Below are 19389 nucleotides of genomic sequence, written 5' to 3'. Positions count from 1 at the left end.
TTTTTTCAATAATCAAAAGCGGGTCAAGCTGCCGCCAGCCGCGCCGCCCTGTCGCCCCACCACGCCGCTTCCTCGAACACGGAAAAGCCCGACAAATCGGCATGCGCGAACAAAATCGCGCCGTCGTGTTCACGCAGCGCTTTCAGGCCCGCATTGCTGCGAAAGCCGGGCAAGGGGGCGGCCATGGCGTGGCCGCGCACGGTGATGTCGACGCGCTCGACGCAGCGGGCAAAGTCGCGGCCATAGGCGGTTTTCAGATCGACGCTGGCCAGCGCCAGCAGTTCTTCCGGTGTAGCCGTGTCGAGCCACTTGCGGGCGTCCTGCGGCGTGCGGTCCGACAGCGCGACATAGGCACTGAAGACGGTTTGCTCGGGCGGGCGCACGCGAATGTCCTGGTGGGTCGAGACGACGTAGCCGAGGCCAGGCTCCTGGTACACCACGTTGTCCCAGCATAGCGGCGCATGCGGCAGTTCGTCGGGGAAGCGTTTCAGCAGAAAATTCGCCACCATCCACGGCGCATACGCCGGCGTATCGCGCTTGGCGTCAAAGCCATAGCTGGCCATCTCCGGTACCACGCGCGCGGCCACATACAGCGGCATGGCGCAAATGGCCTTGCGGGCCTTGACCAGATACGTGCGCGGCTGGCCGTCGACCAGTTCCATGCACAGCGCTTCGACCCCATCGGCCGTGGTGGACAAGGACACCACCGTGCCCGCATGGCGTTTGACGCCAGAGGCCTGCTCCAGCGCCGTGGCGACCGGCTGCATGCCGCCCGGCCAGGTCAGCCAGGCGCCGTTACCCGCATTGGCCGCCTGGCCCCAGCGGCTGCAATAGTAATGCAGGCCGGCCCAGGCCGAGACCTGGTCGTAGCGCGTGCCGTAGTCGTCGCGGCAGCAGTAATTCAGGTACCAGTGCAGGGTGGGCGAGGTATAGCCGTGCTGCTCCATCCAGGTTTTGAGGGTGATGGTATCGAGCGCCTGCCAGGCCGGGTCCTGCGACGATGCTATGGTGGGGAACACGAACACGCGCTTGCCATCGTTGCCGCGCGCCTGGCGCAGCTGCGCCACCTGCGCAAAGAAACGCTGGTGCTGGGCCAGTTCCTCGGCCGGCACGCCTTCGACGGGAATAAAGCCGTCCTGCCAGTGGCCGTTGAACAGCAGCCGTTCCTCCGGCGCGTGCAGGATATAACGCTCGTCGTAATACGGCTTTTCCGCCATCGGATCGCGCTGGATAATGCCCAGGTCGAACAGGATCTCGCGCACGTGCGTGGATTCCGGCGACGGCAGCGGCAGATAGTGGCCGCCGGTGGGATAGGCCAGCTCGCCGAAATGGCCGCCGGCCGCATTGCCATACGGTTGTGGGCCATCGACCATCAGGAAGTCCCTGTGACCGAGTTTTTTCAGGCGCCAAGCAGCCGTCAGGCCGGCGATGCCAGAACCGAAGATGGCCACATCGGTGCTGAGGGTGCGCGACGGTGGCGGCAGCGCCTTGCGGTCGCGAAGGAAGTGCCCCTCGGCGCGGCCCGGATACAGCACCCTGGGTGTGATCTCCTGCCAGCGCAAATACGCCGCAATGCTGCCGGCGCCCGCCGCCACCGCCGCCGTGCCACCGGCCGTCCACAGCAAAAAAGAGCGGCGCCGCATCAGCGTATCACCCGGTTCCAGTCCTGCTCGAACTCGTGCACCAGCGATTGGGTATTCAGGCGGTTTGGCGCCATCGGCAGCTTCCGCATATCGGGCGGGAAGATGAACATTTCGCGCGTGGTGTCGGCATTCAGGTAGCGCATCGGCAGGCGGTAACTGGTGGGCGGCCGGTAGTCGAGCTGGGGCGAAGCGAGGATAAAACCCCACTCGCCGAACGACGGCACATAGGCGTGATACGGCCAGGTGCGCATGCCCACTTCGCGCAGGGTGGCGTCGATGGTCCAGTAGGCGTGCGGCGCAAAGAACGGCGACGTCGACTGCACCACCATCAGGCCCTTGGCCGCCAGATGCTTTTTCACCAGGTCGTAGAACGGCACCGAATACAGCTTGCCCAGCGCGAAGCTGGACGGATCGGGGAAGTCGACGATGGCCGCGTCGAACATGTCCTGGTTGTTGCGCAGCCAGACGGCGGCGTCGGCATTGACGACGGTGACGCGCTGGTCCGAGAACGATTTTTTATTGAGCTCGGCCAGCTCCGGCCGCGTGGTGAACGCGCCCGTCATGGCCGGGTCCAGGTCGACCACGGTGACGTGTTCGATATGCGGATAGCGCAGGATCTCGCGCAGCGCCAGGCCGTCGCCGCCACCGAGCACCAGCACGCGGCGCGCCCATGGCAGCGCTTCCATGACCGGATGCACCAGCGCTTCATGGTAGCGGTATTCGTCGCGCGAGGAGAACTGCAGGTTGCCGTTGATGTACAGCCGCGTGTCGTCCTTCCAGCGCGTGATCACCAGGCGCTGATAAGGCGTGGTGGTGGAGTAGACGATCTGGTCGCCGAACAGGCCATGCTCGCCCCACTCCACCATGCGGTCCGACATGGCAAAGCCGGTCACCAAGAGCAGCATCACGGCGCAGGCGCGCAGGAATTGCCCGGTCATATTGTGCAGTTCGGCGCGGAACACCCAGATGCTCCACAGGCCGACGGCCACATTGAGCATGCCGAACAAAAAGCCCGTGCGCACCAGCCCCAGATAGGGCGACAGCACCAGCGGGAACAGCAGCGAGACGGCCAGCGCGCCCAGATAGTCGAAGGTCAGCACGCGGCTGACCAGTTCGGAAAATTCGGTCTGGCGCGTGTTCAGCGCGCGCATCACCAGCGGCACCTCCATGCCCACCAGTGCGCCGATCAGGAAGACCATCACATACAATAAGGTGCGAAACGGCGCGGCCATCCACGAAAACGTCATGAACAGAATCGCCGCCGACAGCCCGCCGATCAGGCCGACGGCCAGCTCGATATCGACAAAGCGCGACAGCACGTCGTCGTCCTTCACGTACTTTGAAAAGTGAGCGCCTACCCCCATGGCGAACAGGTAGCAGCCGATAATCGTGGAAAACTGCAGGATGGAGTCGCCCAGCAGATAACTGGACATGGCACCGGCGATCAGCTCATACGCGAGGCCGCAGGAAGCGACCACGAACACGGATAAAATCAGAATCTTTTTGTTCATTGGGCTGGTTTTGTTCTAATATGCTTGGACGTTATCAAATGCTCAATCGAGGAATGCCGTGCCCGACATCCTAAACTATCTGATCCACCTTTTACTGGCCGCCGTGCTGCTGATTGTCTTTTTTGTCATCTACACGCGCGTGACGCCGTATGAAGAGGTGCTCTTGATACGCCAGGGGAACCAGGCGGCGGCGCTGTCGCTGGGCGGCGCCATCCTCGGCTTTTCGGCCACCATCGCCTCGTCGCTGATGCACACGGCGAATTACCAGCAGTTCTTCGCCTGGGCGTTTGGCGCGATGGTGGTGCAGCTGCTGGCCTACCTGGTCACCACGCGGCTGCTGCGCATGTCGAAAGACCAGATCGAATCGAACAACAGCGCCTTTGGCGGCCTGCTGGGCGCCATCGCGCTGGCGATCGGCGCCATCAACGCCGCCTGCATTTCCTGACCCCGTCATCATCTTCGCAAGGACACCATCATGAGCCTCGGCAGCTTTATCAAGAAGCAGTTTATCGATGTACTGCAATGGAACGAAGAGAAGGAAGGCGTGCTGGCCTGGCGCTTTCCGATGCAGGATTTCGAGATCCAGAACGGCTCCATTTTGAACGTGCGCGAGTCGCAGGTGGCCGTCTTCGTCAACGAAGGCAAGATCGCCGACGTGTTCGGCCCCGGCACGCACAAGCTGACCACGCAAACCCTGCCGCTGCTGACCAACCTGAAGAATTGGGACAAGCTGTTCGACTCGCCCTTCAAGTCCGACGTGTATTACTTCAGCACCCGCGTGCAGACGGGCCGCAAATGGGGCACGCCGCAGCCGATCACGATCCGCGACAAGGACTTCGACATGATACGCGTGCGCGCCTTTGGCATGTACTCGTACCGCATCGCCGACGCCCGCACCTTTTTTACGGAAATCAGTGGCACGCGCGACGTCTACACGCGCGACGAAGTGGAAGACCAGTTGCGCGGCATCCTGATGGCCAGCATGGCCAGCTCGCTGGGCGGCGCCAACGTGCCCTTCCTCGACATGGCGGCCAACCAGGCGCTGATGGCGCAGCAGGTCAAGGACGGCCTGGCGCAGGCGTTTGCCCGCTATGGCGTGGGCCTCGACGAGTTCAACGTGGCCAGCATCAGCCTGCCCGAGGAACTGCAGGCGGCGCTGGACGAGCGCATCTCGGCCGGCATGAAGGGCGGCCTGGGCGCCGACAAGATGAGCGGCTTTACCAAGTTCCAGGTGGCGAACGCGATTCCGCTGGCGGCGCAGAACGAAGGCGGCCTGGCCGGCATCGGCGCGGGCCTGGGCGCCGGATTGTCGATCGGCCAGGTGATGGCGCAGGGCATGGCGCAGGGGACAGGAAGCGCGTTGCAGCCACAGGCACCTGCACCGGCGGCTGTCCCACCGGCACCCGCCGAAGAACCGATCGAAGCGCGGCTGGAAAAACTCAAGGGCCTGCTCGACAAGGGTCTGATTTCGCCGGCCGACTACGACGGCGCGAAAGCGGAACTGCTGAAAAAACTGATCGGTTAAGCGCGACCGCATGCAAACTGTTTCCTGTCCCAGCTGCGGCGCGGAAGTCCATTTCCGCTCGCACGCTTCCGTGCTGGCCGTGTGCGATTACTGCCACGGCACCATCCTCAAGGACGCCGACTCGGTGCGCGATATCGGCAAGATGTCGGCCGTGCTGGAGGACTATTCGGCGATTCAAATCGGCACGGCCGGCGTGCACGAAGGCGTCCATTTCACGGTGGTCGGACGCATCCAGCAGCGCTATGCGGCCGGCACCTGGAACGAATGGTATCTGCTGTTCGACGACGCCAGCACGGCGTGGCTGGGCGACTCGTCCGGCCTGTACACCATGACGCGCGAGCGCAAGGCGGCAGGCGCGCTGCCCGCCTTTGCCGAACTGCGCCCGGGCCAGCAGTACACCATCAATAACGAACCGTACACGGCGGCCGAAGTGCGCAGCGGCGAGTGCATCGCCGGCCAGGGCGAACTGCCGTTCAAGGTCGGCAGCGGCTGGCGCATCCAGGTGGCCGACCTGCGCAACTACGCCAGCTTCGCCACGCTCGACTATACCGATGGTCCGCAGCCGGTGCTGTACCAGGGCGTGGCCGTCACCCTGGAGGGCATGCAGTGCCAGCTGCTGCGCGACACCGATGCGATCGCGCGCACCGCCGGCAAATACCGCGGCAAGCTCGATGCGCTCGACTGCCCTTCCTGCGGCAGCGGCATCAAATATGTGCCGGGCGCCGCCGCGCAGCTGGTCTGCCCGGCCTGCCATGCGCAGCTCGACGCCACCGGCCCCGAGGCGCAGGTGCTGGCCAAGGGCCAGCAAGTGGAAGAGGAGGCGGACATCACCCTGGAACTGGGCGCCAGCGCCAAGATCAACAATGTCGACTTTACCGTGATCGGCATGATGCGCCGCGCCGACGACGAGGGCACGGAGTGGAACGAATACCTGCTGTACAACGCGCACGCGGGCTTTTTCTGGCTGGTGGAAACCGACGAAGGCTGGTCGCGTGCCAGCGTGCTGCCGAACTGGCCCACCTGGGCCTCCCTCGATGCGGACAAATGCACGCTCGACGGCGCCACCTACACCAAGCTGTATGACTATGGCTCGCAAGTGACGTATGCGGCCGGCGCCTTCAACTGGAAGGTGGCCGTCGGCGACACTACCCATGTCTATGAATTCGAACAGGGGCAGACCAAACTGGCGGCGGAACTGACCGGCGAAGAGATGACCTGGTCACGCTCGGTACCAGTCGCCTACGATCAGATGAGCGCCTGGTTCGGCGCCGCTTTTCACGGTATTGCGCCGTCCTCGAACATCAAGATGAGTCATCGCGGCGTGGCCAAGGTCTTTATCATCATCACCCTGGTGTTGAATGCGATCCCGATGTTCGTCTCGTTTTCCAGCACCCTGATGTGGAGTGTGCTGGGTTGCCTGGCGCTGTTCGTGCCCGCCCTTTTCCTCGACAAGAATACAAAGACCCCGCAATGAGCAAATACGTGATCTACGCGCTGATGGTGACCTTTTCCGTCACGGCCGCCAACTGGGTGCGCATGTTCAAGGTGGCCGGCAGTGGCAGCGGCGGCAGCAGCTGGAGTTCGCGCACCGGCAGCGGTGGCGGCAGTTATGGCGGCGGCTCCAGCGGCGGCAGCCACAAGTGACGGCCAGCGCGCACCTGCCGCTCGGTACCCATCTGCTGGCCGACCTGTCCGGCGTCGATGCGGCACCCTTGCGCGACTGCGCGGCGCTGGAAAACCTGTTGCGCCAGGCCGCCATCGAAGCCGGTGCGCAGGTATTGCACGGCCACTTCCACAGCTTCGGCGCGGAGGCGGGCGTGACCGGCGTGCTGCTGCTGGCCGAGTCGCATATCTCGATCCACACCTGGCCCGAAGCCGGCTTTGCCGCCGTCGATATCTTCATGTGCGGCGCGGCCCGGCCGCAGGTCGCGCTCGATATCATCAGCACCGCACTGGCGGCACGGCACTGCGCGCTGCACACGGCGCGCCGCGCCCCGCCCGGCCAGGCCATCGCTGGCTGATTGCCTGGCGATCGCTTACACTGTCGGCTCACTTCTTACCGATCACGCCCATGCGCCGTTCCGCCCTGCTTGCCCTGCCACTCCTGCTGCTGCTGTCCGCGTGCGACGACTATACGGCGCCCAGCCTGTACCAGGCCACCACGCCCGATTGCAAGACGTGGACCGAAGGCTCGCGCTTCGAGCTGCCGCGCGGTATCACCGTGTATGCCACGCCCCCCACCACGCTCAAGGATGGCGGCACGGAACTGGCGCTGATTTTTACTTTGCCGGTCGGCACGCAGGCCAGTTTTACGCGGCTGTCGTTCTTGCTGGAAGAACCGAAAAAGCCGCCGTTTGCAAATGCCAGGGTGACCACCATCTACCAGCGCGGCCTGGACCAGAAGGCGGAAATCGTCGACGTGATCGAGCAGCTGCCCATCATGTTCTCGGCGGTGGGCAACAGCAAGGCCACCCAATGGCGCTTGCGCCTGCAGCTGCCGCGCCAGCTGCCGCAGCGGTTTGACTTGAACATGCCGGACATGCTGGTGGCCGGCAAGCGCTATCCGGTGCGCACGTTTACCTATCGCTATTTTGATGAGCGCAAGGCGTATGGCATGTGCAGTTAAGTTACCAGCCGCGTCAACCATGTTGTCGGATTACGGCCTTCGGCCTAATCCGGCCTACCCGGCGTGCCGGCGGATATCGTAGGTCGGGTTAGCGCGCAGCGCGTAACCCGACACCACCACCTCCGCCAGCAAAAAAAAAGCAGCCCGAAGGCTGCTTTTTTTGCATGCGCGGCAATTAATGCTTGCGCAGCTTCTGGATCGCGGCCAGTTGCGCAATCGCGCTGGCCAGCTCGGCTTGCGCTTGCGCGTAGTCGATGCCCGAATCCTTGTTGTGGATGTTTTCTTCCGCCAGCTTCTTCGCTTCCAGCGCTTTCGCTTCGTCGAGGTCGTGACCGCGGATCGCGGTATCGGCCAGGACGGTCACGGTGTCAGGCTGCACTTCCAGCAAGCCGCCGGCGACGAAGACGAACTCTTCTTCAGCCTGGCCGACTACCTTGATGCGGACCGCGCCCGGACGGATGCGGGTAATCAAGGGCGTGTGGCGTGGGTAGATGCCCAGCTCGCCTTGTTCACCCGGCAACGCGACGAATTCTGCTTCACCTGAAAAAATCAATTCTTCAGCGGAAACCACGTCAACGTGAATTGTGTGTGCCATGTGTGTCCTATCGGGTTGAAGAACCCCGCCTCGTGAGGGGCGGGGTTAGGCCCAGACTTAACTTAGTTAAGTTTCTTGGCTTTTTCGATTGCTTCGTCGATCGTGCCGACCATGTAGAACGCTTGTTCCGGCAGGTGATCGAGTTCGCCCGACGCGATCATCTTGAAGCCCTTGATCGTGTCTTTCAGCGAAACGTATTTACCTGGCGAACCGGTAAACACTTCAGCGACGTGGAAAGGCTGCGACAGGAAACGCTGCATCTTGCGTGCGCGGGCCACCAGCAGTTTGTCTTCCGGTGCCAGCTCGTCCATGCCCAGAATCGCGATAATGTCACGCAGTTCCTTGTAGCGCTGCAGAGTCGTTTGCACGGCACGCGCGGTGTCGTAGTGCTCTTGACCAACGATCAGCGGATCCAGCTGACGCGAGGTCGAGTCCAGTGGATCGACGGCCGGGTAGATACCCAGCGAGGCGATGTCACGCGACAGGGCAACGGTCGAATCCAGGTGAGCAAAGGTGGTTGCTGGCGACGGATCGGTGTAATCATCGGCAGGAACGTAGACGGCCTGGATCGAGGTGATCGAGCCGGTCTTGGTCGACGTGATACGCTCTTGCAGACGGCCCATTTCTTCAGCCAGGGTCGGTTGGTAACCCACGGCCGACGGCATACGGCCCAGCAGTGCCGATACTTCGGTACCGGCCAGCGTGAAGCGGTAGATGTTGTCGACGAAGAACAACACGTCCTTGCCTTCATCACGGAACGATTCAGCGATCGTCAGGCCGGTCAGCGCCACGCGCAGACGGTTGCCTGGTGGTTCATTCATCTGACCGTAGACCATTGCGACTTTGGAGTTTTCCGGATTTTCCAGATCGACCACTTTCGCATCAGCCATCTCGTGGTAGAAGTCGTTACCCTCGCGAGTACGCTCACCAACGCCGGCAAACACGGACACGCCGCTGTGTGCCTTGGCGATGTTGTTGATCAGTTCCATCATGTTCACGGTCTTGCCCACGCCGGCGCCGCCGAACAGGCCGACTTTACCGCCTTTTGCAAACGGGCACACCAGGTCGATCACCTTGATGCCGGTTTCCAGCAGTTCTTGCGATGGCGACAGTTCGTCGTACGCAGGAGCGGTGCGGTGGATCGAGGCGATCTGTTCGTGCGATACCGGACCGCATTCGTCGATCGGGTTACCCAGCACGTCCATGATGCGGCCCAGGGTTGCTTTACCGACTGGCACCATGATAGGTTTGCCGGTGTTCTGGATCATCATGCCGCGACGCAGGCCATCGGACGAGCCGAGTGCAATGGTACGGACAATGCCGTCGCCCAACTGCTGTTGTACTTCCAGGGTCAGTTCCGAGCCCGCCATCTTCAAGGCATCAAATACCTTAGGCATCGCGTTGCGGGGAAACTCAACGTCCACCACAGCGCCGATACACTGAACGATTTTGCCATCAGCCATGTTCGTTCCTTCAAATATAGTTAAATTCGTTTAAACCGCTGCCGCACCGGCGACGATTTCGGAGAGTTCTTTGGTAATCGCAGCTTGGCGGGTCTTGTTGTAGACGAGCTTCAGTTCGCCGATCACACTACCTGCGTTGTCGCTTGCAGCTTTCATCGCGACCATCCGTGCCGATTGCTCGGACGCCAGATTCTCCGCGACTGCCTGGTACACCAGCGCTTCTACATAGCGCTCCAGCAATTCGTCGATGATGCTTTGTGCATCCGGCTCGTAGATGTAATCCCACGAGTGTGCGCTCTTGTCGGCGACCATTTTGTCGGCCGTCAATGGCAGCAGCTGTTCGACCACTGGTTCCTGCTTCATCGTGTTGATGAATTTGGTGTAGCACAGGTACACTGCGTCGAGCTTGCCAGCCTGGAACTCTTCGAGCATGACCTTGACAGGTCCGATCAATTTATCCAGATGTGGCGTATCACCAGTCTGAATGGCAGAGGCGACGATCTTGACGCCGATGCGATTCAAAAAACCCAACCCCTTGTTACCGATAGCGACTGCTTCAATCTTGTTGCCGGCTGTTTCCAGCTCGCGCGACTTGCTCGTCACCTGGCGCAAGATATTGGTGTTCATGCCGCCGCACAGACCCTTGTCGGTCGTGACGACGATGAAACCCACTGCCTTGGCTTCCGTGCCTTGCGCTGCCGCCAGGAACGGGTGCGTGTATTCCGGATTGGCATTCGCCAGATTGGCGGCGATATTACGAATCTTGTCACTGTAGGGACGAGCGGCCCGCATCCGGTCTTGCGCCTTGCGCATTTTGGACGCGGCGACCATTTCCATCGCCTTGGTGATCTTCTTCGTATTCTCTACGCTTTTGATCTTGCCACGTATCTCTTTGCTTGATGCCATGAGTCCTTACTCCTTCTGCGCGTAGGGCGGCGCCTCACTCGAGGTGGGCGCCGCCTGGCCGCTTAATATGCGCCGGATTTCTTGAAATCAGCAATGGCCGCCGACAGAGTTGCTTCGCTGTCTTTGTCGAGTTGCTTGGTTTCTTCGATCTTGGCCAGCAGAGCAGCTTGCTTGGTTTTCATGTAAGCGTGGACGCCTGCTTCGAACGACAGCACTTGCTTGACTGGCACGTCGTCCATGAAGCCCTTGTTCACCGAGAACAGCGAGACGGCCATCAGCGAGATCGACAGTGGCGAGTACTGGGCTTGCTTGAGCAATTCCGTCACGCGCGCACCACGGTCCAGCTGCTTGCGGGTCGATTCGTCCAGGTCCGAGGCGAACTGCGCAAACGCGGCCAGCTCACGGTACTGCGCCAGGTCGGTACGGATACCGCCGGACAGGTTTTTGATGACCTTGGTCTGGGCGGCGCCACCGACGCGCGATACGGAAATACCGGCGTTAATCGCAGGACGGATACCTGCGTTGAACAACGACGTTTCCAGGAAGATCTGGCCGTCGGTAATCGAAATCACGTTGGTTGGCACGAAGGCCGACACGTCACCCGCCTGGGTTTCGATGATCGGCAGTGCCGTCAGCGAACCGGTCTTGCCTTTGACGGCGCCGTTGGTGAACTTCTCGACGTAGTCGGCGTTCACGCGGGCTGCGCGTTCCAGCAGGCGGCTGTGCAGGTAGAACACGTCGCCCGGGTACGCTTCGCGACCTGGTGGACGGCGCAGCAGCAGCGAGATTTGACGGTAAGCAACAGCTTGTTTCGACAGATCATCGTAGACGATCAGTGCATCTTCGCCGCGGTCACGGAAGTATTCGCCCATGGCGCAACCGGAGTACGGCGAGATGTATTGCATGGCGGCCGATTCCGAAGCGGAAGCGGCGACCACGATGGTGTATTCCATCGCGCCGTGCTGTTCCAGCGAGCGCACGATGTTCTTGATCGACGAGGCCTTCTGGCCAATCGCGACGTAGATACATTTCATGCCCTGGCCTTTTTGATTGATGATCGCATCAATCGCCACGGCGGACTTGCCGGTTTGACGGTCGCCGATGATCAGTTCGCGCTGGCCGCGGCCAACTGGAACCATCGCATCGATCGACTTCAGGCCGGTTTGCATCGGTTGCGAAACGGATTCACGGGCGATCACGCCCGGGGCGATTTTTTCAATCGCGGCCGTCAGCTTGGTCTCGATGGCGCCTTTGCCGTCGATCGGCTGGCCCAGCGCGTTGACCACGCGGCCCAGCAGTTCAGGACCGACCGGCACTTCCAGAATGCGGCCGGTGCATTTCACCGTGTCGCCTTCGGAGATGTGCTCGTAAGCACCCAGAATCACGGAACCGACGGAGTCGCGCTCCAGGTTCATCGCCAGGCCAAAGGTGTTGCCCGGGAATTCCAGCATCTCGCCTTGCATCACGTCCGACAGGCCGTGGATGCGGCAGATACCGTCGGCAACGGAAATAACCGTGCCTTGGTTACGCACTTCAGCGCCGCCATCAAGACCTTGGATCCGGCTCTTGATCAACTCGCTGATTTCAGATGGGTTGAGTTGCATACTAACTCCTAAAAGTGTTTCTCTCAGCTTGCGCGAGGGGTAAGGGTCTGTCTAAGCTGGCCTGCCGAAGCGCGTGTCTTACGACACCAGTGCGGCGTGCAATTGCTGCAGTTTGGCGCGCACCGAGGTGTCGAGCACCTGGTCGCCAACAACTACGCGCACGCCGCCAAGCAGCGATGGATCCACTGTGACAGCAGGGTTGAGCTTACGACTGAATTTCTTTTCCAGCGTTGCGACCAGCTCGGCCGTTTGGCCTTCGCTCAGATCGAAAGCGCTCGTGATCTCGGCGTCAGCCGCACCTTCCAGGCCATTTTTCAAGGCATGGAATTGCGCGCCGATTTCCGGCAGCAGGCTGATGCGGCCATTTTCGATCAACAAGGTGACGAAGTTTTTGACTTCTTCGTTGAGCGGCGATTTCAACAACGACAGGATGGTGGCGGCGACGTCGCTCTCCGAAACTTTCGGATTGCGCGCGTACGCCTGTACCTCGGGGTGGCTACCGACCTGGGCCAATTCGGATACCAGTTCGGACCACGCCGCGAGGTTGCTTGACTCCTTACCTGCTTGGGCTACGCGGAACAAAGCTTCCGCGTAGGGACGGGCGACGGTTGCGAGTTCTGCCATGATTACAGCTCGACAGCAAGACGCTGCAACATTTCGGCGTGTGCCGTCGCGTTGACTTCACGCTTCAGGATCTGCTCGGCACCTTTGATCGCCAGGTCAGCCACCTGAGCGCGCAATTGTTCGCGTGCTTTCGACAGTTGCTGCTCGGCGTCGGACTGGGCTTGCGCGATGATACGCGCCGCTTCAGCCTGGGCATTTTGCTTGATCTCTTCAGCAACCAGCTGGGCACGCTTTTCAGCGTCCGCAACGCGTTGCGACGCTTCTTCACGTGCACCGTTCAATGCTTCTTGCGCACGCTTTTCAGCGACAGCCATCGAAGCCTGACCTTGATCGGCCGCAGCCAATCCATCCGCGATTCGTTTGGCACGCTCATCCAGCGCTGTGTTCAGCGCTGGAAATACGAACTTCATCGAGAACCAGACCAACACCGCGAAGGTGATCATCTGGCCGATGAGCGACATATTGATGTCCATACCTTTGCTCCTGACTAAAAGTTTCTCCTAGGATTGGAGCGAATTACTGAGCAACAGCAGCCATCAATGGAGCCAGGAACGGGTTAGCGAACGTGTACAGCAGAGCGATACCAACGCCGATCATCGAGATGGCATCCAGCAGACCAGCGATAACGAACAGTTTGGTTTGCAGTTGTGGCATCAGTTCTGGTTGACGTGCCGAAGCTTCCAGGAATTTACCACCCAAGATAGCGAAGCCCAAAGCGGTACCGATTGCGGCCAGGCCGATGATGATTGCTGCTGCCAGAACGGTCATGCTTTGTACTTGTGCGATCAGAGCTTGCATAAAATTCTCCTAAATTTAAAAACGAAAGGTACTAACAAAAAAACAAAATATAAAGTTGCTGATTAATGCTTCTCAACCGCAAGGCTCAGATACACAACCGTCAACGCCATAAACACAAAAGCTTGCAAAGTTACAATCAAGATATGGAAAATTGCCCATGGACCACCCAACGCCCACTGTGCCCACCAAGGCAACAACGCGATCAAGATGAAAATCAGCTCGCCGGCATACATATTGCCGAACAGTCGCAGCGACAGGGAGATCAGTTTTGCAACCAACTCAACCATTTGCAGCAAGAAATTAACTGGTGCCAACAAGATCGTGCCGATGATGCCGCTTGCATGGAACGGCGCGGTGAACAATTCCTTGATCCAGCCGCCCAGGCCCTTGGCCTTGACGGAAAACGCGATAATGCACAGAACTACCGAGAACGACATGCCAAAAGTATGGTTGACGTCGGCGGTCGGTACCACGCGCAGGTTATGCACGCCAAAAAAGCTCAAAATCATCGGCAGCAGGTCAACCGGCAGGAAGTCCATCGCGTTCAACAGCCAGACCCACACAAAAATCGTGATGGCCAGCGGCGCGATGATCTTGCTTTTGGCGTGAAAGGCCCCATTAATGGTCTCATTGACCATTTCCATGATCATTTCGACGAAGTTTTGCAGCTTGCCAGGAACACCGGCGGTCGCGCGGCGCGAAGCCATGTAGAAAACGGCAAGAAAAACAAAACCCAGGGCAGCCGAGATCCAGAAGGTGTCCAGGTTGAAAGTGCCACTGGCACTTTTCAAGTGGGTCAAATGGTGACTGATGTATTCTGTGGCGTTGGCCGGGGCAGCATGGCCCGCTTCAATAGCGTGTTCTGTGGTCATAATGAATTTAGATTTGTCGTTTCAGAGCACAACAGGCCCTAAAACCAATGATTAAACAGCGAGCAATGAAAACCAGTATGCTAAGGTTGCCACCGCGAAACCCAAGATCAGCCATAACCAGGCGGCCGACTGAAACAACACCAGTGCCAATATAAACAGCACCGCTGTGATAAACATTTTCACCGCTTCCGCGCGCACATGCGCACGAAAAGCCTTTTTGGCGTCGCTGGAGCCGCGAACGACCAGCATGGCATATGTCATGCTGCCTATGACGGCGATTGCACCGCCAACTGCGGCGGACCAGCCCTTCACGCTGCCACCAAAAAACAGGGTCGCAGTGGCAAAGCTGATCACGATTGCTAGCTGCAAGGCAACTACTTTGTAGACTGGCTTGGCAATGTTTTGCTTCGAATCACTCAATTACCAAGTTCCCGGAAAAATCTACACACGCAAAGACACGGGATTATAGTTGGCTTTGATATACAGAGTCAAACGCTGGCGCACCGCTGCAGGGCAATTGCAGCATGAAACAGACGCTTTACCGACACTTCGCGGCGATTTGCACCAACATATGGCAAAGCGGCTTGCCGCGCCGCTTGCGCTTGTGTTAGCAGCCCGTCATTTAACCACGCAAACGGCTCAGCAGGCCATCCAGTACGTCAAGATCGGCAAAATCAATCACCAACTGGCCACGGCCCTTGTTGCCCATCTTGAATACCACCGGCGTGGCGAGGGCATCGGACAGCTCTTCTTCCAGGCGCGCGATATCGCCCGACTTCTCCTTGACACGCGGTTCCACGGGGTTGGCCGCTTCCTCGACCGTGCGCGTGACCAGTTTTTCCGTTTCGCGCACCGACAGGCGTTTTGCCACCACCTGGTTGGCCAGCGTAATCTGGCTGGCCGCGTCGACCGCCAACAGCGCGCGCGCATGGCCCATGTCGATATCGCCGGCCATCAGCATGGTCTGCACCGGGGCGGCCAGGTTCATCAGCCGCAACAGGTTCGACACCGCGCTGCGCGAGCGTCCGACCGCAGTGGCCGCTTGCTCATGGGTAAAACTGAAGTCGGTGATCAGGCGGTGGATGCCCTGCGCTTCTTCCAATGGATTGAGGTCTTCGCGCTGGATATTCTCGATCAGCGCCATGGCCGCGGCCGCCAGGTCGTCGACGTCGCGCACCAGCACCGGCACTTCCGTCAGCCCGGCCAGCTGCGAGGCGCGAAAACGCCGTTCGCCGGCGATGATTTCATATTTGACCAGTCCGCTCAGGGTGTCCTGGCCAATCGGGCGCACCAGGATCGGCTGCATCAAGCCCTGTGCCTTGATCGAGGCGGCCAGTTCATTCAGGGCACCCTCGTCCATGCGGGTGCGCGGCTGATACTTGCCTGCTTGCATTTGTGTCACCGCCAGTGTGGTCGGTGCCGCCTGTTCCGGACTGGCGAAGTCGCCGCCGCCCAACAGGGCATCGAGGCCGCGCCCCAGTCCTTTTAATTTTTTCGTAGCCATGCTGTCCTAATGAATTTTTTAAGTAAGCGCTCACATTATGACCGTGATCGCTTGCTTCTTACATATGTTTGATGCGCTCGACCATCTCGGCGCCAAAGGCGATATACGCTTGCGCGCCTTTCGAGCTGGGGTCGAAGTTGACGCCAGGCAATCCGTACGAGGGCGCTTCGGCCAGGCGCACGTTGCGCGGGATGATGGTCTTGAAGACTTTGTCGCCAAAGTGCTGCTCCAGCTGGGCCGACACCTGTTGCGATAATGTCATGCGCGGATCGAACATCACGCGCAGCAAACCGATGATCTTCAATTCCGGGTTCAGGTTGGCATGCACCTTCTTGATGGTGTTGACCAGGTCGGACAAGCCTTCCAGCGCGTAGTACTCGCACTGCATCGGGATGATCACGCCATGCGCGGCGCACAGGCCGTTCAGGGTCAGCATCGACAGGGCCGGCGGGCAATCGACCAAAATGAAGTCATAGTCGCCGTCGACTTCGGCCAGCGCATCCTTCAGGCGGCTTTCGCGGCGGTCCAGTTCCACCATCTCGACTTCGGCGCCGGCCAGCTCGCGATTCGACGGCAGCACGTCGAAGCGCCCCGCTTCCGAACGCTGGCGTGCCGTCCTGACATCGGACTCGCCCAGCATCACTTCATACGTCGATGCTTTCAAGCCGGCCTTGTTGATGCCGGCGCCCATGGTGGCATTGCCTTGCGGATCGAGGTCGACCAGCAGCACGCGCTGGTCCAGCTTGGCCAGGCCGGCGGACAGGTTGACACTCGTGGTGGTTTTACCAACACCACCCTTTTGATTTGCTACGCAAAAAATTTTGGCCATGTATCTTCTAGTTGTAAATGGATGCAAACTTCATTGTCGCGTCCCGGCGCATGACCGAAACGATTTATACTGTTTATTTGATTTATACCGTTTATACGATATAAATCGTATATATAATTTATACGATTTATATGATTTATAGGTTTTATATAATTTATACCGTATAAATGATTTATATCGTTTATTTTCCGGCCTTCAAACTCTTGTTATAAACACCAGATGACGCTCTGCATTTAGCCCTGGCACCTGAATAGGGGTCAATTTCGTCACTTTCCAGTCTGCCGGCAGTCGCTCGCGCTCGTCTGGCGGGGCCACCCCCTTCAAGGCGATGAATTGACCACCCTCCTCCAATACGTGGTGCGACCAGTTGACGAAGTCGGACAGGTCGGCAAAGGCGCGCGAGGTGATCACGTCGAATTTCTGCGGTACTTCCAGCTGCTCCACGCGCTTGGTGTACACCGTAACGTTGGCCAGGCCCAGTTCGGCTTTCACCTGCGTCAAAAACGCGGTCTTTTTGTGCACCGTATCGATCATCGACACCTTGATATCGGGCCGTGCGATGGCCAGCACCATGCCCGGCAGGCCGCCGCCGGCGCCCACGTCGAGCACGTTTTTCGCCTGCGCGAAAGCAGGCACGGCGGCCAGGGAATCGAGCACGTGCAGGGTCAGCATCTGCAAAGGATCGCGCACCGAGGTCAGGTTGTAGACGCTGTTCCACTTGGCCAGCAGGGCCAGGTAATCGAGCAGTTGTTCCGCTTGCGCCGCGCTCAGGTCGAGCTTCAGCGCGGCGATGCCTTCATTCAAAGTCTGGGCCAGTACGGCCCGGTCAAACTGCTTCATTCAACAACCTCGTCCTTTAAAATGGTGGTCTGTATTGCGGCCTGGCCTGCGCCAAAACCGCGCTTTTTCAGGTGTACCAGCAGCAGCGAAATGGCCGCCGGCGTGACGCCGGAAATACGCGATGCCTGGCCCAGGGTTTCCGGACGCTGCTTGTCGAGTTTCTGGCGCACTTCGACCGACAGCGCGGCGATATCCAGGTAATTGAACCCTTCGGGCAAAGCCAGGTTTTCATAGTGTTCGTGACGCTCGATTTCCTTGCTCTGGCGCTCGATATAGCCGGCGTACTTGAGCTGGATTTCGACCTGTTCGCGCACCGCCGGGTCTTCCACGCCGGGGCCTGCCAGGGCCTGGCCTTCCACGCCGGTCATGCTCATCAGGGTGTCGTAGGCCACGTTCGGGCGGCGCAGCAGGTCCGCCAGCGAGTATTCGCGTTCGATGGCCTGGCCAACGATGCGCTCCGATTCGGCGGCTGCCAGGATGCGCGGGTTGACCCACGTGGAACGCAGGCGTTCCAGTTCCAGGGCGACGGCTTCGCGCTTGCGCTCGAACGCTTCCCACTGCGCGTCACCGACACAGCCCAGGGCGCGGCCGATTTCCGTCAAGCGCATGTCGGCATTGTCTTCACGCAGGCTCAGACGGTACTCGGCGCGGCTGGTAAACATGCGGTAAGGTTCCTGCACACCTTGGGTGATCAGGTCGTCGACCAGCACGCCGAGATACGCTTCCGAGCGGCCCGGGGTCCACGATTCCTTGCCTTGCGTCAGCAGCGCCGCATTCAGTCCCGCCAGCATGCCTTGCGCGGCCGCCTCTTCGTAGCCGGTGGTGCCATTGATCTGGCCGGCAAAGAACAGGCCCGCCACCACCTTGGTTTCCAGCGATGCTTTCAGGCCGCGCGGGTCGAAATAATCGTATTCGATGGCATAGCCCGGTCTCAGGATATGCGCGTTTTCCATGCCCTTCATCGAGCGCACCAGGGCGATCTGCACGTCGAACGGCAGGCTGGTGGAGATGCCGTTCGGATAGAATTCGTGCGTCGTCAAGCCTTCCGGCTCGAGGAAAATCTGGTGCGATTCCTTGCCGGCGAAGCGGTGGATCTTGTCTTCGATCGACGGGCAATAACGGGGGCCGACGCCTTCGATCACGCCCGTATACATGGGGCTGCGGTCGAGGCCGGCGCGGATAATGTCATGCGTCTGGCTATTGGTGTGCGTGATCCAGCATGGCACCTGTTTCGGATGCATGGACGTGTTGCCCATCACCGAAAACACGGGTACCGGATCGAGGTCGCCCGGCTGTTCCTGCATCACGGAAAAATCGATGCTGCGGCCGTCGATGCGCGGCGGCGTGCCGGTTTTCAAGCGCCCTTGCGGCAGCTTCAGTTCCTTCAGGCGGGCGGACAGCGAGATCGCCGGCGGGTCGCCGGCGCGGCCCGCCGAGTAGTTATTCAGGCCAATGTGGATCTTGCCGTCAAGGAAAGTACCGGCCGTCAGCACCACGGCACGGGCCAGGAACTTCAGGCCGATCTGCGTCACGGCGCCGACCACGCGGTCGCCTTCGACCATCAGGTCATCGACCGCCTGCTGGAACAGCCACAGATTCGGCTGGTTTTCCAGGCGCGCACGGATCGCGGCTTTATAGAGGATACGATCAGCCTGGGCGCGCGTGGCGCGAACTGCCGGGCCTTTCGAGGAATTGAGAATGCGGAACTGGATGCCGGACTCGTCGGTGGCAATCGCCATCGCGCCGCCCATGGCGTCGACTTCCTTGACCAGATGGCCCTTGCCGATACCGCCGATGGACGGGTTGCACGACATCTGGCCCAGGGTCTCGATATTATGGGTAAGCAAAAGCGTCTTCTGCCCCATGCGGGCGGAAGCGAGTGCCGCCTCGGTACCGGCGTGACCACCACCGACGACGATGACGTCGAATTCTGTAGGAAATAACATGAGTAATAGATAAATGCGAGGAGTGAGCTCCGATTATAGAGTCTTTTCGCGGCCATAACTTTTTACGGGCTATTTTTTGCCTATTTTTTACTCAGCAAGCAAG

21 protein-coding genes are annotated in these 19389 nt (G+C 60.0%); 6 read left to right on the top strand and 15 right to left on the bottom strand.

All coding sequences use genetic code 11. From position 1 onward, the window contains the following. Positions 1-23: 23 nt before the first annotated feature. Complete coding sequence (locus tag ACP7B7_RS14740; RefSeq protein ID WP_426077119.1) at positions 24-1643, bottom strand: FAD-dependent oxidoreductase; 1620 nt, start codon at positions 1641-1643, stop codon at positions 24-26. Further along, positions 1643-3154, bottom strand: coding sequence for a polyamine aminopropyltransferase (locus ACP7B7_RS14735; RefSeq protein WP_308923262.1), 1512 nt, complete (start codon positions 3152-3154; stop codon positions 1643-1645). The genes ACP7B7_RS14740 and ACP7B7_RS14735 overlap by 1 nt, the downstream gene beginning before the upstream one ends. A 58-nt stretch (positions 3155-3212) precedes the next feature. Here ACP7B7_RS14735 and ACP7B7_RS14730 point away from each other — a divergent pair, with 58 nt between their 5' ends. The 6 genes from ACP7B7_RS14730 to ACP7B7_RS14705 are packed head-to-tail and all read left to right on the top strand — an operon-like array spanning position 3213 to position 7305. Next, positions 3213-3599, top strand: coding sequence for a DUF350 domain-containing protein (locus tag ACP7B7_RS14730; RefSeq protein ID WP_308923261.1), 387 nt, complete (start codon positions 3213-3215; stop codon positions 3597-3599). 30 nt (positions 3600-3629) lie between these two features. Beyond that, complete coding sequence (locus tag ACP7B7_RS14725) at positions 3630-4679, top strand: SPFH domain-containing protein (protein ID WP_426077118.1); 1050 nt, start codon at positions 3630-3632, stop codon at positions 4677-4679. Between the two features lie 10 nt (positions 4680-4689). Then, the gene (locus ACP7B7_RS14720; RefSeq protein ID WP_308923259.1) at positions 4690-6153 is read left to right on the top strand and encodes a DUF4178 domain-containing protein; all 1464 of its coding nucleotides are present in this window, start codon (positions 4690-4692) and stop codon (positions 6151-6153) included. Next, a complete protein-coding gene (locus tag ACP7B7_RS14715) occupies positions 6150-6323 on the top strand; it encodes a hypothetical protein (RefSeq protein WP_170840580.1) in 174 nt (57 codons plus the stop codon). Before ACP7B7_RS14720 ends, ACP7B7_RS14715 begins: the two co-directional genes overlap by 4 nt. Beyond that, the gene (speD, locus tag ACP7B7_RS14710; RefSeq protein WP_308923258.1) at positions 6320-6700 is read left to right on the top strand and encodes an adenosylmethionine decarboxylase; all 381 of its coding nucleotides are present in this window, start codon (positions 6320-6322) and stop codon (positions 6698-6700) included. The genes ACP7B7_RS14715 and speD overlap by 4 nt, the downstream gene beginning before the upstream one ends. A 50-nt stretch (positions 6701-6750) precedes the next feature. Beyond that, complete coding sequence (locus ACP7B7_RS14705) at positions 6751-7305, top strand: hypothetical protein (RefSeq protein ID WP_308923257.1); 555 nt, start codon at positions 6751-6753, stop codon at positions 7303-7305. 175 nt (positions 7306-7480) lie between these two features. Here the strand turns inward: ACP7B7_RS14705 and ACP7B7_RS14700 are convergent, their stop codons facing one another. The 13 genes from ACP7B7_RS14700 to mnmG all read right to left on the bottom strand — a co-directional run bounded on the left by ACP7B7_RS14700 (position 7481) and on the right by mnmG (position 19286). Beyond that, the gene (locus tag ACP7B7_RS14700) at positions 7481-7900 is read right to left on the bottom strand and encodes a F0F1 ATP synthase subunit epsilon (protein ID WP_065307860.1); all 420 of its coding nucleotides are present in this window, start codon (positions 7898-7900) and stop codon (positions 7481-7483) included. Between the two features lie 62 nt (positions 7901-7962). After that, positions 7963-9363: a F0F1 ATP synthase subunit beta gene (gene atpD, locus ACP7B7_RS14695; protein ID WP_065307861.1), complete on the bottom strand. Its 1401-nt coding sequence runs from the start codon at positions 9361-9363 to the stop codon at positions 7963-7965. A gap of 30 nt (positions 9364-9393) precedes the next feature. Continuing rightward, entirely contained in the window at positions 9394-10269 is an 876-nt protein-coding gene (gene atpG, locus ACP7B7_RS14690; protein WP_308923256.1) for a F0F1 ATP synthase subunit gamma, read from the bottom strand. Between the two features lie 62 nt (positions 10270-10331). Beyond that, the gene (atpA, locus tag ACP7B7_RS14685) at positions 10332-11873 is read right to left on the bottom strand and encodes a F0F1 ATP synthase subunit alpha (RefSeq protein WP_010393784.1); all 1542 of its coding nucleotides are present in this window, start codon (positions 11871-11873) and stop codon (positions 10332-10334) included. Between the two features lie 78 nt (positions 11874-11951). Then, positions 11952-12497: a F0F1 ATP synthase subunit delta gene (locus ACP7B7_RS14680; protein WP_308923255.1), complete on the bottom strand. Its 546-nt coding sequence runs from the start codon at positions 12495-12497 to the stop codon at positions 11952-11954. A gap of 2 nt (positions 12498-12499) precedes the next feature. Continuing rightward, positions 12500-12970 (bottom strand): F0F1 ATP synthase subunit B, encoded by a 471-nt coding sequence (locus tag ACP7B7_RS14675; protein ID WP_094442676.1) that lies wholly within the window; start codon positions 12968-12970, stop codon positions 12500-12502. A 43-nt stretch (positions 12971-13013) separates the two neighbouring features. Then, the gene (gene atpE, locus ACP7B7_RS14670) at positions 13014-13295 is read right to left on the bottom strand and encodes a F0F1 ATP synthase subunit C (protein WP_010393790.1); all 282 of its coding nucleotides are present in this window, start codon (positions 13293-13295) and stop codon (positions 13014-13016) included. A gap of 62 nt (positions 13296-13357) precedes the next feature. After that, a complete protein-coding gene (atpB, locus tag ACP7B7_RS14665) occupies positions 13358-14167 on the bottom strand; it encodes a F0F1 ATP synthase subunit A (RefSeq protein WP_426077117.1) in 810 nt (269 codons plus the stop codon). 51 nt (positions 14168-14218) lie between these two features. Then, a complete protein-coding gene (locus tag ACP7B7_RS14660; RefSeq protein ID WP_426077116.1) occupies positions 14219-14587 on the bottom strand; it encodes an ATP synthase subunit I in 369 nt (122 codons plus the stop codon). Positions 14588-14789: 202 nt separating this feature from the next. Further along, positions 14790-15671, bottom strand: coding sequence for a ParB/RepB/Spo0J family partition protein (locus tag ACP7B7_RS14655; RefSeq protein ID WP_426077115.1), 882 nt, complete (start codon positions 15669-15671; stop codon positions 14790-14792). Positions 15672-15729: 58 nt separating this feature from the next. After that, complete coding sequence (locus ACP7B7_RS14650; RefSeq protein WP_426077114.1) at positions 15730-16500, bottom strand: ParA family protein; 771 nt, start codon at positions 16498-16500, stop codon at positions 15730-15732. A gap of 195 nt (positions 16501-16695) precedes the next feature. Next, the gene (gene rsmG / locus ACP7B7_RS14645; RefSeq protein WP_426077113.1) at positions 16696-17340 is read right to left on the bottom strand and encodes a 16S rRNA (guanine(527)-N(7))-methyltransferase RsmG; all 645 of its coding nucleotides are present in this window, start codon (positions 17338-17340) and stop codon (positions 16696-16698) included. Beyond that, positions 17337-19286 carry a tRNA uridine-5-carboxymethylaminomethyl(34) synthesis enzyme MnmG gene (gene mnmG / locus ACP7B7_RS14640; protein WP_308923249.1) on the bottom strand — a complete coding sequence of 650 codons (1950 nt, stop codon included), beginning with the start codon at positions 19284-19286 and terminating at the stop codon, positions 17337-17339. The genes rsmG and mnmG overlap by 4 nt, the downstream gene beginning before the upstream one ends. Positions 19287-19389: the final 103 nt, after the last annotated feature.

It is taken from the genome of Janthinobacterium sp. PSPC3-1, from assembly GCF_049896105.1.
Classification (GTDB): Bacteria; Pseudomonadota; Gammaproteobacteria; order Burkholderiales; family Burkholderiaceae_D; genus Janthinobacterium.
This window is presented reverse-complemented; position numbering and strand designations above follow the sequence as displayed.